We start from the raw sequence: 12,691 nt of genomic DNA, 5'->3' as shown, positions 1-12,691 counted from the left end.
TAAAATAATTGACAGTCATTCGGATTTAATGTTAACTATATTTATAAATAAGTTAACATTAGGGGTGGCAATTGTGACAATAAAAAGTAAAACGATTGAAAAATCATCTTATACATATGAAGAATTAGCAGAGAAAAATAAAGCTTACGTATGGCACCCATTTACACAAATGAAAGATTATTTAGAAGAAGATCCTGTCATTATTGAACGTGGAGAGGGAAGAAAGCTATACGATGTAAATGGTAATGAATATTGGGATGGTGTTTCATCTATATGGTTAAATGTTCACGGACATCAAGTACCGGAATTAGATGAAGCAATTCGTGAGCAATTAAATAAAATTGCTCATTCTACTATGTTAGGACTTGCTAACGTTCCATCTATTTTATTAGCAGAAAAAATTATTGAGGTTGTACCAGATGGATTGAAGAAGGTATTCTATTCTGATTCAGGTTCTACGGCTGTTGAAATTGCAATTAAGATGGCTTTCCAATATTGGCAGCATAAAGGGAAACCAAAGAAACAAAGATTCGTTACATTAAAAGAAGCATATCACGGTGATACAATTGGAGCTGTTTCGGTAGGAGCAATAGACTTGTTTCACCAAGTGTATAGTTCGCTCTTATTTGATGCGATTAAAATGCCGTATCCATATACATATCGTTCTCCTTACGGAAATAATAAGGAGGAAATTGTAAAAAGCCATTTAGAAGAAATGGAAGAATTGTTGAAAGAAAAGCATGAAGAAGTAGCTGCCATCATTGTAGAGCCATTAATGCAAGGTGCTGGCGGGATGATTACAATGCCAAAAGGATATTTAAAAGGACTGCGCGATTTATGTACTAAGTACAATGTATTATTTATTACAGATGAGGTAGCGACTGGATTTGGGCGTACAGGGAAAATGTTTGCGTGTGAACATGAAAATGTGACGCCAGACATTTTAACTGCTGGGAAAGGTTTAACAGGTGGATATTTACCAATTGCAGTTACGGTAACGACAGATGAAATATATAATACCTTCTTAGGAGAATATGAAGAACAAAAAACATTTTTTCATGGACATAGCTACACAGGCAATCCGTTAGGGTGTGCGGTAGCAATCGCGAATCTAGAACTATATGAAAAAACAAATTTAATAGAAGAAGTGGCACGTAAAACGGATTATGTGGCAGCGCAATTAGAAAAGCTCTTTGCGTATAAACATGTAGGTGATATTCGTCAGTGCGGATTAATGGTTGGTATTGAGCTTGTGAAGAATAAGGAAACGAAAGAAGCGTTTGACTGGACAGAGAGGATCGGTGTTCAAGTATGTAAACGCTCAAGAGAGCTGGGTATGATTTTACGACCGCTAGGTAACACGATTGTATTTATGCCGCCACTTGCTTCTACTTTTGAAGAGATTGATGATATGTTACGCATTTTATATAAGGCAATCTCGGATGTTACGGAGGGAGAATAATGAGTGGTTTTTTCATAACAGCAACGGATACTGAAGTTGGAAAAACAGTAGTTGCAGGTGCTATAGCAGGTGTATTTAGAGAATTAGGATATAACGTAGGGGTGTATAAACCGTTACAAAGTGGGCATGTTGCATCAAACCCTGAGGGAGATGCAGCAAGGTTAAAAGCATTATCAGGTGTACCGACACAAGAAAATGAAATTTGCCCTTATTCTATTGAAGAACCACTTGCTCCGAGACTTGCCATGAAAAGAGCTGGAAGAGTAGTAAAGTTAAAAGAAATTACTGATTACTATAATGAACTATTAAAAGAGTTTAATAGCTTATTTGTAGAAGGAGCAGGTGGGCTTGCTGTCCCATATACAGAAGATGCTTTAGTAATTGATTTTGCAAAAGAATTACAGTTGCCTCTTATTGTAGTAGCTCGTCCTACATTAGGAACAGTAAATCATACAGTGTTAACGATTGCTTACGCAAAGGCGCATGGCTTAACCGTAGCGGGTGTCATTTTATCAGGTTGCAAAGAATGTGAAATGGAAAGAGTGCAAGAAAATAAAGAAATGATTGAAGAGCTGAGCGGGGTACCAGTTTTAGGATTATTACCATTCTTTGAAGGTGAGTTTACGAAAGAAGAAGTATTAGAATCTGCAAAAGAACATATTATGATTTCAAAATTAGAGGAGTTTATCCAAAATGAATCAAAATTGGCGGGCGCACCTTCAATCTAAATTACAACAATTACATGAGCAAGGGCAGTATCGTGATTTGCATGTAACAGAGAAGGCAGAAGAGACTTGGCTTATTCGAGATAAAAAAAGGATGTTAAATTTAGCGTCAAATAATTATTTAGGGTTAGCTGGAGATGAAAGGTTAAAAGAAGCTGCTATTGCCTGTACAAAAAGATATGGAACTGGAGCGACTGCCTCTCGTCTCGTTGTAGGAAATCATCCATTATATGAAGAGGTTGAGAGAAGCATATGTGACTGGAAAGGTACTAAAAGAGCTTTAATTGTAAATAGTGGGTATACGGCAAATATAGGTGCCATATCTTCTTTAGCCTCTCGGCAAGATATTGTTTTTAGTGATAAGTTAAATCACGCAAGTATTGTTGATGGAATCATATTAAGCGGGGCAGAGCATAAAAGGTATCGTCATAATGATTTGGATCATTTAGAGAAGCTGTTGAAAATGGCTTCGCCTGAAAAAAGGAAATTAATCGTAACAGATACCGTTTTTAGTATGGATGGTGATACTGCGTATTTGAGAGATTTAGTACAGCTGAAAGAGAAATACGGGGCAATCATTATAGTCGATGAAGCACATGCGAGTGGAATATATGGAATCGGCGGAGCTGGGTTATCTCATATAGAAAAAAAACTTGCTCAAAAAATTGATATACATATGGGGACGTTTAGCAAGGCTTTAGGGTGTTATGGTGCGTATTTGACAGGCGATGAAATTTATATAGAGTATTTACAAAATATGATGAGAAGCTTTATTTTTACTACGGCTTTACCACCAAGTACGTTAGGAGCAGTGCAAAAAGCAATTGAAATTGTAAAAGAAGATAACGAAAGAAGAGAGAACCTTATAGCAAACGGAGAATACTTCAGAACTAAATTAAGGGATGCTGGTTTTGATATTGGGAATAGCTCAACTCATATTGTACCGATTGTAGTCGGTTCAAATGAACATGCTTTACGATTTAGTAAAAGGTTGCAAGAGGCAGGGATTGCGGCCATTGCAATTCGTCCGCCAACTGTGCCGGTTCATAGTTCTCGAATTCGCTTTGCAGTTACATCGCAACATACAATAGCTGATTTAAAATGGGCTATTGACCGAATTATTCACATTGCGAAAGAAGAGGAGATTTTCGTATGAACGAGCTAAAGATTATTTTTATCCCCGGATGGGGAATGGAAGAGAATATTTGGGATTTAGTACTTCCGTATTTTAAAGGATATCCTGTTGAATGCATAGATTGGCGTAATGTGAAAGAACGAAGTGAATTTACGGAACGAATTATAGATGTAGCGCATAACGACAACGTAATTTTAGTTGGATGGTCACTAGGAGCGTTAACAGCAGTTGAAGCTTATAAAAAGATTGAGGCAAAAGGTATCGTATTAATTGGTGGGACCGCTAAATTTACAAATATGAGCGACTATAGTAATGGATGGAATGCTTTGCATGTAGAACGGCTGAAAAGGAATTTGGCGAGAAGGAAAGAAGATACGCTCAAGCGGTTTTATGAAAATATGTTTACGAAAGATGAGCTAAAAGAGAACAAAAACTTTGAGGACATTGTAGAACATTTTAAAGGTGATTCTATTCAGTCTTTACAACTAGGTTTGGATTATTTAATAGAAACAGATATGAGAGAAGAACTAAAAGAAATTAAAGTACCTATACTACTTATCCACGGAGAACAGGATGTAATATGCCCATTGTCTGCGGCACGTAGTATGACGGAGAATAGCAGCAGCGAGCTGAAAGTAGTAAGTGAAGCAGGGCATGCATTATGTGTAACGAATTTTGAATATTGCGCAAATGAGATAATTCAATTTGTAGAGGGGATACGACATGATCAACAAAACGTTACTACAAAAACGGTTTAATGGGGCAGCCGTATCTTACGATCGATATGCAAATGTACAAAAAAAGATGGCACATTCATTACTTTCAATCTTAAAGGAACGATATAGTGAAACGGCACCGATACGTATTTTAGAACTGGGGTGCGGGACGGGTTATGTAACAGAGCAATTATCAAAGTTATTTCCGAAAGCACATATTACAGCAGTTGATTTTGCTGAAAGTATGATTGCGATTGCGCAAACTAGACAAAATGTAAAAAATGTAACGTTTCACTGTGAAGATATTGAGCGATTACGATTAGAAGAATCATATGATGTCATTATTTCAAATGCTACATTTCAATGGTTAAATAATTTACAACAAGTGTTAAGAAATTCATTTCAACATTTGTCTATAGATGGGATATTACTCTTTTCAACGTTTGGACATGAAACATTTCAAGAATTGCATGCTTCGTTCCAACGTGCGAAAGAAGAAAGAAATATAAAAAATGAAACATCGATTGGTCAACGTTTTTATTCAAAAGATCAGTTGCTTCACATATGCAAGATAGAAACAGGGGAGGTGCATGTTTCTGAAACATGTTACATAGAGAGTTTTACAGAAGTTAAGGAGTTTCTGCATTCTATTCGAAAAGTAGGAGCAACTAATAGCAATGAAGGATCATATTGTCAAAGTCCCTCACTCTTTCGTGCGATGCTACGCATATACGAAAGAGACTTCACGGGAAATGAAGGGATAATGGCAACGTATCATGCTTTATTTATGCATATAACAAAAGAGGGGAAGAGATGAAATGAAACAAGTGCAAACAAAAAAGGATTGGAAAAAACTAGCATACGACGTAGTGGAAGAGAAGATGATTACGAAAGAAGATGCAATAGCGATATTAGAAGCTGATGATACAGAAGTTTTAGAAATTATGAATGCAGCTTACATTATTCGCCATCATCATTTTGGTAAGAAAGTAAAATTGAATATGATTATTAATACGAAATCTGGATTATGTCCTGAAGATTGTGGATATTGCTCACAGTCTATTATTTCAGAAGCACCGATTGATAAATATGCATGGTTAACGCAGGAGAAGATTGTAGAAGGGGCACATGAAGCAATACGCCGTAAAGCAGGTACATATTGTATTGTAGCGTCTGGTCGTCGTCCGACGGATAAAGAGGTAAATCACGTAATTGGAGCAGTTAAGGAAATTCGTGAAACGACAGACTTGAAGATTTGTTGTTGTTTAGGTTTCTTAAATGAAGATCAAGCAGGACGTTTAGCGGAAGCAGGCGTGCATCGTTATAACCACAACTTAAATACACATGCAAATAATTACGATAGTATTTGTTCAACTCATACGTACGATGATCGTGTTGATACAGTTCAAAAAGCAAAACAAGCTGGTATTTCACCATGCTCTGGAGCGATTTTTGGCATGGGAGAAACAATTGAAGAGCGTGCTGAAATTGCATTTGAATTACAACGTATAGATGCAGATTCTATCCCTTGTAATTTCCTTGTTGCTGTAAAGGGGACACCTCTTGAAGGGCAAAAAGAGTTAACACCAGTAGAATGTTTAAAAGTACTGGCAATGATGCGTTTTGTAAACCCAACAAAAGAAATTCGTATTTCAGGAGGACGTGAAATCAATTTACGTTCTGTACAGCCAATCGGTTTATTTGCAGCAAATTCTATTTTTGTCGGGGACTACTTAACGACAGCTGGACAAGAGCCGACTGCGGACTGGGGTATGATTGCAGATTTAGGATTTGAGATTGAAGAATGTGCATTATAGGATAGATGAAAAAGCAAACTTGTAAAAGGGTTTGCTTTTTTTGTAAATAAAATGTAATAAATAGTTGTAAACGCTTGATGCTATTGGTTTTTGAACGAAAAAAAGAATTTTTGTGGACGAATTTTCCAAGCCCTAGTTGTACATAGTAAATATGTAATTTATATTGGGTTGGAGGATTTTACATGTACAAATACATATTAGCGATTATGACTTGTTTAATTTTAATAAAAGCAATAAGTTCTGATCCAGTTAAGGCTGCTGAAAATCCTGAACAAAAAGAGATGCAACAAAGAATCGAACAACACTTTCGAACGAAAGCTGAACATTTTGGATTGAAAACGGAAGGAAAAGATTTAAAGGAAGTTAGAAAAGAAATTACTATTATAGAAGAAGCGAAAAAAAGAGAGAATGTATGGAGAACAGCACAAGCTCTTCATATAAAAACAGAAGGAAAAACGATGAATGAATTAATAAAAGATGTACAAAAAAAGGTAAAAAAATAAAAAGAGGCCGCAGCCTCTTTTTTTATGCCCATTGTTTTGATAAGTGAGCCATTTCAATTGCAGCAACAGCTGATTCATATCCTTTATTACCAGCTTTCGTACCTGCGCGTTCAATCGCTTGTTCAATTGTTTCTGTCGTTAATACGCCGAAAATAACTGGGATGTCCATTTGTAGTGATAATGACGCAACACCTTTTGCTACTTCATTACAAACGTAATCGTAGTGAGTTGTAGCACCTCGGATTACAGTACCTAATGTAATAACAGCATCATACTTTCCGCTACTAGCCATCTTTTTAGCGATTAAAGGAATCTCAAATGCACCAGGAACCCAAGCAACATCAATATCATTTTCTTCTACACCGTGACGCTTTAATCCGTCTAAAGCGCCGCCAAGTAACTTACTTGTAATAAATTCGTTAAAACGTCCAACAACAACTCCAACTTTTAATCCTGTACCAACTAAATGACCTTCGAATACCATAATAAATCTCTCCTTTAATTATAAGTTTAGTAAGTGTCCTAATTTGTTTACTTTCGTTTGTAAATACGATTTATTCTCTTCTTTTGCCGGCATTTGCAACGGTACACGCTCGACTACTTCTAAATCGTAACCTTGTAAGCCAGCAATTTTTCTTGGGTTATTCGTTAATAATCGTAAACTTTGTAAACCTAAATCTTTTAATATTTGAGCACCGATACCGTAATCACGAAGATCAGCAGGGAAGCCGAGTTTTTCATTTGCTTCTACAGTATCGAATCCTTCTTCTTGTAATTTATAAGCACGAAGCTTATTAAGAAGCCCAATGCCTCTTCCTTCTTGTCTCATATAAAGAAGAACACCTTTTCCTTCACGCTCAATTTGAGCAAGTGCTGCATGGAGTTGTGGTCCGCAATCGCAGCGATGTGAACCGAATACATCTCCTGTTAAGCATTCAGAATGAACACGTACAAGTACCGGTTCACCTGTTGAAATATCACCTTTTACAAGTGCGATATGTTCTTTCGTATCTAATGAGTTAGAATAGCCAATTGCGTGGAAAGTACCGAAATCTGTAGGTAATGTAATTTCCACTTCTCTCGTCACAAGTGTTTCATGATGGCGGCGGTAAGCAATTAAATCTTCTATTGTAATCATTTTTATATCAAATTGTTTTGCGCATTCTATTAAATCAGGTACACGTGCCATCGTGCCGTCCTCATTTATAATCTCGCAAATAACTCCAGCTGGTTCGGCACCGCATAGCTTTGCTAAATCAACAGCAGCTTCTGTATGACCTGCACGACGCAGGACACCGCCTTCTTTCGCAATTAATGGAAAGATATGTCCAGGTCGATTGAAATCAGTGCCTTTTGATGCAGGGTTTAACAATTCTTGTATCGTAGTTGCACGTTCGTGAGCGCTAATCCCTGTTGTTGTAGAAACATGGTCAATGCTCACTGTAAACGCAGTATGATGTGAATCTGTATTATGAGATACCATTGGTTCTAATTGTAGACGTTTTGCGTACCCTGCTGTAATCGGTACACAAACGAGACCACGGCCATGTGTAATCATAAAATTAATTGTTTCTGGTGTAATGTACTCTGCTAAAGCAATAAAATCGCCTTCATTTTCTCGGTTTTCATCATCACATACGATAACGACTTTACCTTGTTTTAAATCTTCTAGAGCTTCTTCAATACGATGAAACATTGTTCTTCCCCCTTATAGAAATCCGTTTTCTTGTAAAAAGCTTTCAGTCATTGAACCTACTCGTTTTGTAGGTTTAGTAATAAAGCGTTCGATATATTTACCAATCATGTCACACTCAATGTTTACGATATCTCCGGCATTTTTTTCTCCAATGACAGACTCGCTTACTGTGTGCGGGATGAGTGAAATCGTTATGGAAGATTCGTCTATATCAAATATCGTTAAACTCGTTCCATCAACAGCAATGGACCCTTTCTGCAAACAATAGTGCAGCAGTTCATCAGAAATTGCTATTTTGTAATAGACGGCATTGTAATGTTGTTTTTTATTTAAAATCGTTCCGATGCCATCAATATGTCCTGAAACGAAATGTCCACCGAATCGTCCGTTTGCAGCCATTGCTCGCTCTAAATTTACTTTAGAGTGCGGTTTAAGCATGCGAAGTGATGTCGACTGCATCGTTTCAGGCATTGCATCAACTGTGAATGAAGTAGTTGTAAAGCTTGTTACAGTTAAGCAAATACCGTTAACCGCGATACTATCACCTAAGTGAACATCTGATAAAATTTTCTTTGCATGAATCGTTAATTTCATCGCTTCTCCGCTTTGTTGCATGTTTGCTATCGTTCCTAATTCTTCTACAATTCCTGTAAACATTTCGTCACCTCGTTTCGGGCATTCGCAACGATTTTTATATCATCACCAATTTGTTTCATCTCTTGAATTTTCAAGGAAAGCGCATCTTGTAATTTTGAAAAACCATTTCCTCCAAATAAAGTAGGAGCATCTTTCCCACCAATTAATTTCGGGCTTATATAGGTTACAATTTCATTAAAATTATTTGTTTTTAAGAAACTTGCATGAATTGATTGGCCACCTTCAACGAATAGAGAAAGAATTTGTTTCTCTCCAAGAAAGGAAAGAAGGTCCTCGATTTCTATATACTTCGTTTCCATTTGGAATATAGCTATATTTTTAGATTCATAAGAAGATATCTTCGCTTTCTTTACATCCTTACCGACAATAATCCATGTCGGTGCTAAACCATCTGTTATAACATGAGAAGATGGTGGCGTTCGTAAATGGGTATCTAAAACAACGCGAATAGGATGTTTCCCACCATTTGGAATTCTTGTTGTTAAATGAGGATTATCAGCTATAACTGTATTCACTCCAACAAGAATTGCATCATGTGTATGGCGATATTGGTGAACATCAGCACGTGCTTCTTCACCTGTAATCCACTTACTTTCACCAGTTACAGTTGCTATTTTTCCATCTAAGCTCATTGCTGTTTTGATTGTTACAAAAGGGCGTTTCGTTTTCATGTAGTGAAAAAAGTAGCGATTTAATAAAAGCGCTTCTGCTTCAAGAATACCGGTAGTTACTTCAATTCTAGCTTCCTCTAATCTTCTTTTTCCGTTACCAGAAACGAGCGGATTACAATCGAGAGTAGCAATTACAACACGCTTAACTCCTTTTTCAATGAGCAATTCACAGCAAGGTGGTGTTTTTCCAAAGTGGCTACACGGTTCCAGTGTTACATAAACGGTAGCGTCTTTGGCGTTCTGACCAGCCATTTGAAGGGCATGAACTTCTGCGTGTTCTTCACCAGCTCGTAAATGAGCGCCCATACCAACGATGTTTCCATCTTTTACAACAACAGCACCAACCATAGGATTCGGACTTGTTTGTCCTGATGTCCCTTCTGCTAACTGCAGGGCAATCCTCATATATTCTTGATCTGTCATTTTCTTCACCTCTCCTAAAAAAATCAAAAAACCCCAAGGATTTAATATCCTTGGGGTTTGGGAGACGTGATTTCTAGAAATATAGTTTGAATACGAAAGCATAGGAAAGAAACCTAACGATAATTGATATTTCTGCATAAGGAAAAAACCTAGCAAAATATCGAATTTTTAAACGCTAGTTGTCTCTTTTTATTTCAGTATAAAAAATAAGTATAGAAAATTAAACATATATAAAGAATCAAAATGAATCTTTAAAAATATGCATACTGAAATAAAAGTGTATTCACTATATAAAAAACTAGAAACATATCCTTCTCCCATCCAGACTATACTGTCGGCCCTAGAGTTTCACTAGATCCACCGTTTTCGAGTTGAAAACGGGTCACGGACTTAGAAGTTTTCACTTCATCACCGCCGGTTGGGAATTTCACCCGACCCCGAAGGATGCTGTTTGCTCAAATTATAGCACAAAAAAAATAAAAGGCTAGTAAAAAATATTCGAATGTGAAGAATTGTGTGAAAATATATGCAGGCTGGAATGGAAATAAAAGTATTAGAAATGTTGTAAGGAGAAGGGATATAACGGAGTTGCTAAAAAGAAAAAACATGCACAAAAAAATGTGCATGTCACATGTAAAATTATTCTGCCTCTGGTGCTCTAACAACAGACTCGAATTTACCTTTATGCGAAGCGTCGCAATAAGGCATATTTTTTGATAAACCACAACGGCATAAAGAAAATGCCGGTTTTGCTGGGAATACATTCCCTTGTGAGTCGACTAATTCCACGTCCCCTGTAACGCGAAAAGAGCCATTATCATTTACTTTAATTTGTACTTTTGCCAACGTTATCCCTCCTTCCCAAACGCTTAATTTCATCATATAATCAAGGGAAGTGCTTGGCAATATAAAGTGAAACTTTAATTAGTGGGGAAGGCATCCCCCACTAATTATTAGTTGAACCAATCGGGCTTTTAGGGGCAGTTAATCTCCCACCTAACTTCTTTGTTTCAGCCGAATTTTGAGGTGAGAGTTTTACTGCCCGCAAATAGCGGGGAAAAAAGAGCACTTTGTTTGAGAAAGAAGAGAGTGTTATAATAGTTTTCATAACTGACTAGAGTAAGGTGACGAGAGATGGATAAACAATTACATACATTACGAAATATTGCAAATGAGCGCACGTGGGCATCATTTTTGAATGATAATCATCCATATAGTTTGTTACATTGGTCCATTGCAGGTGTAGGGCAAGAGGCAAAGGATGTTTGGTTACTTCAAGATGAAGTAACATTTCAAACGACAGAATTCCCAACGTTAGATGATGCAATGCAATGGATTTCTGAAAATATGGAACAAGTTACAGACGTTTTAGCGCAATAAAAAACAGGCTTATGCAAGCCTGTTTTTTGTTTCTTTCACATAGGTGTTTAAAAATTGATCGACGGCTGCTTCGTATTCTTCTTTATTTTCGTTATAAGAGCAAGCGTGTGCACCGTGTTCTGCAATATAAAGTTGTTTATTATTTTCTTTCGCTTCATATAACGCTTTTGTCATATCAGCTAAAATATAGTCGTCATCTTTACTATGAATAAAGAGAACGGGATTGTTAATATTTTTTATACAGTCGATTGGTGAAACTTCACGAATTGTATAACCGTCACGAACTTTCAAAAATGCGTTTGCTAAAGGTAATAAAGGCCATTTTGGTAAATGGAATTCAACCTTTAAACGGTGCTGTAATTGTCCGTGAAAATCAGAGAAAGGACAATCTGCAATATAGAAATCAGCACCATCTTCTAAAAGTCCTGCGTATTGAAGAAGTGTTGCAGCTCCCATAGATTCACCATGAATACCAAGTGTAATATTGGTGCCAAAACGGTTTTTTAGCCAGTCAACTACGGATTTTAAATCATGTTTTTCATAGTATCCATAGCTTGTTGTTTTTCCGCCAGTTTTACCATGACGACGATGATCGTAAATGAGGACGTTATATCCCCTTTTTAAGAATAAGTTTGCATATTTTACAGAGTTTATTTTATTTACAGTTACACCGTGGCAAAAAACCATAAACTTATTGGAGTGACCAGCAGGAATGTAATATCCGTGAAGGTCGTATCCGAATTGAGAAGGGATATGAATTTCTTCTTTATGAAGAGCATCAAAATCCTCTATACGAAAATGTTTTTTCGTTTCTCTTTCGAGTACTTCTTCCTCTGTTTTTTTCTTTAAGTACATCACTTTATTTGTAAAGAAAATCCCAAGGGCAGTTATTGCACCTAGTATAGTAAACAATGCTGCAAAAAAACGTTTCATACTTTACCTCATCCTCCAAATACCGTTACATGTGATACACTTATATTGTATCACAATGATATAAAAGGGGAGAAATAGGAAATGCTGCATATACAAAAAATTACGTCAGCGATGAAAGAAACAATCCGAATGTTCATGTGTGAGAACTGGGGAAGTTCATTGATGATTTCACGTGGTAAGGGACATCAGTTAGAAGAGTTGCCAGGTTTTGTTGCGCTCTTAGATGACAGAATAATCGGAATTGTAACGTATGAAGTGAGCGGAAATATGTGCGAAATTGTATCGCTGGATAGCTTTGAAGAAAGAAAAGGAATAGGGACGAAACTTGTGGATTGTGTATTACAAGTTGCAGAAGAAGAACGGTGCAGCCAGGTCTGGCTTATTACAACAAATGATAATATGAATGCGTTACGATTTTACCAAAAACGTAATTTTGTAATGACTAATTTATATGTGAATGCGGTAGAGGAGGCACGAAAAATAAAGAAAGAAATTCCACGTATTGGATATGATAATATCCCAATTTTACATGAAATTCAGTTGGAGTATCGTTTAGTGAAATGATGTAACAAT

15 protein-coding genes and 1 riboswitch are annotated in these 12,691 nt (G+C 36.7%); of the genes, 9 read left to right on the top strand and 6 right to left on the bottom strand.

Going from position 1 to position 12,691, the window contains the following annotated elements; all coding sequences use genetic code 11:
• Window positions 1–28: 28 nt before the first annotated feature.
• The 7 genes from bioA to AXW78_RS19585 all read left to right on the top strand — a co-directional run bounded on the left by bioA (window position 29) and on the right by AXW78_RS19585 (window position 6,358).
• Complete coding sequence (gene bioA, locus AXW78_RS19615; protein WP_002164169.1) at window positions 29–1,462, top strand: adenosylmethionine--8-amino-7-oxononanoate transaminase; 1,434 nt, start codon at window positions 29–31, stop codon at window positions 1,460–1,462.
• A complete protein-coding gene (gene bioD, locus AXW78_RS19610; RefSeq protein WP_000012471.1) occupies window positions 1,462–2,190 on the top strand; it encodes a dethiobiotin synthase in 729 nt (242 codons plus the stop codon). Before bioA ends, bioD begins: the two co-directional genes overlap by 1 nt.
• Window positions 2,156–3,343, top strand: coding sequence for an 8-amino-7-oxononanoate synthase (bioF, locus tag AXW78_RS19605; protein ID WP_061884549.1), 1,188 nt, complete (start codon window positions 2,156–2,158; stop codon window positions 3,341–3,343). The genes bioD and bioF overlap by 35 nt, the downstream gene beginning before the upstream one ends.
• Entirely contained in the window at window positions 3,340–4,080 is a 741-nt protein-coding gene (locus AXW78_RS19600; protein ID WP_061884548.1) for an alpha/beta fold hydrolase, read from the top strand. The genes bioF and AXW78_RS19600 overlap by 4 nt, the downstream gene beginning before the upstream one ends.
• The gene (gene bioC / locus AXW78_RS19595; protein ID WP_061884547.1) at window positions 4,046–4,855 is read left to right on the top strand and encodes a malonyl-ACP O-methyltransferase BioC; all 810 of its coding nucleotides are present in this window, start codon (window positions 4,046–4,048) and stop codon (window positions 4,853–4,855) included. Before AXW78_RS19600 ends, bioC begins: the two co-directional genes overlap by 35 nt.
• A 1-nt stretch (window position 4,856) precedes the next feature.
• On the top strand, window positions 4,857–5,855 hold the full coding sequence (gene bioB / locus AXW78_RS19590) for a biotin synthase (protein ID WP_000815836.1): 999 nt from the start codon (window positions 4,857–4,859) through the stop codon (window positions 5,853–5,855).
• Window positions 5,856–6,037: 182 nt separating this feature from the next.
• Window positions 6,038–6,358 (top strand): hypothetical protein, encoded by a 321-nt coding sequence (locus tag AXW78_RS19585; protein WP_000280032.1) that lies wholly within the window; start codon window positions 6,038–6,040, stop codon window positions 6,356–6,358.
• Between the two features lie 22 nt (window positions 6,359–6,380).
• Here AXW78_RS19585 and ribH read toward each other — a convergent pair whose 3' ends face one another.
• The 5 genes from ribH to AXW78_RS19560 form a co-directional block, all read right to left on the bottom strand.
• A complete protein-coding gene (ribH, locus tag AXW78_RS19580; protein WP_000230895.1) occupies window positions 6,381–6,842 on the bottom strand; it encodes a 6,7-dimethyl-8-ribityllumazine synthase in 462 nt (153 codons plus the stop codon).
• A gap of 18 nt (window positions 6,843–6,860) precedes the next feature.
• Window positions 6,861–8,054, bottom strand: coding sequence for a bifunctional 3,4-dihydroxy-2-butanone 4-phosphate synthase/GTP cyclohydrolase II (ribBA, locus tag AXW78_RS19575; RefSeq protein ID WP_061884546.1), 1,194 nt, complete (start codon window positions 8,052–8,054; stop codon window positions 6,861–6,863).
• A gap of 12 nt (window positions 8,055–8,066) precedes the next feature.
• Window positions 8,067–8,711, bottom strand: coding sequence for a riboflavin synthase subunit alpha (gene ribE, locus AXW78_RS19570; protein WP_000493906.1), 645 nt, complete (start codon window positions 8,709–8,711; stop codon window positions 8,067–8,069).
• Window positions 8,693–9,805, bottom strand: coding sequence for a bifunctional diaminohydroxyphosphoribosylaminopyrimidine deaminase/5-amino-6-(5-phosphoribosylamino)uracil reductase RibD (ribD, locus tag AXW78_RS19565; protein WP_000131982.1), 1,113 nt, complete (start codon window positions 9,803–9,805; stop codon window positions 8,693–8,695). The genes ribE and ribD overlap by 19 nt, the downstream gene beginning before the upstream one ends.
• A 305-nt stretch (window positions 9,806–10,110) precedes the next feature.
• A riboswitch (FMN riboswitch) is annotated at window positions 10,111–10,254 on the bottom strand.
• Between the two features lie 190 nt (window positions 10,255–10,444).
• Window positions 10,445–10,651, bottom strand: coding sequence for a CDGSH iron-sulfur domain-containing protein (locus AXW78_RS19560; RefSeq protein WP_001151582.1), 207 nt, complete (start codon window positions 10,649–10,651; stop codon window positions 10,445–10,447).
• A 288-nt stretch (window positions 10,652–10,939) separates the two neighbouring features.
• Between AXW78_RS19560 and AXW78_RS19555 the strand changes: the two genes are divergently transcribed.
• Entirely contained in the window at window positions 10,940–11,185 is a 246-nt protein-coding gene (locus AXW78_RS19555) for a DUF2552 family protein (protein ID WP_000360793.1), read from the top strand.
• A 9-nt stretch (window positions 11,186–11,194) separates the two neighbouring features.
• Here the strand turns inward: AXW78_RS19555 and AXW78_RS19550 are convergent, their stop codons facing one another.
• Window positions 11,195–12,118, bottom strand: a complete 924-nt coding sequence (locus tag AXW78_RS19550) for an alpha/beta hydrolase (RefSeq protein ID WP_000819229.1) — start codon at window positions 12,116–12,118, stop codon at window positions 11,195–11,197.
• An 81-nt stretch (window positions 12,119–12,199) separates the two neighbouring features.
• Between AXW78_RS19550 and AXW78_RS19545 the strand changes: the two genes are divergently transcribed.
• Complete coding sequence (locus AXW78_RS19545; RefSeq protein WP_000902443.1) at window positions 12,200–12,682, top strand: GNAT family N-acetyltransferase; 483 nt, start codon at window positions 12,200–12,202, stop codon at window positions 12,680–12,682.
• Window positions 12,683–12,691: the final 9 nt, after the last annotated feature.

The organism is Bacillus thuringiensis (genome assembly GCF_001595725.1).
GTDB lineage: Bacteria > Bacillota > Bacilli > Bacillales > Bacillaceae_G > Bacillus_A > Bacillus_A thuringiensis_K.
Note: the sequence above shows the minus strand (reverse complement) of the source record. Positions and strands in the feature narration are given on the sequence as shown.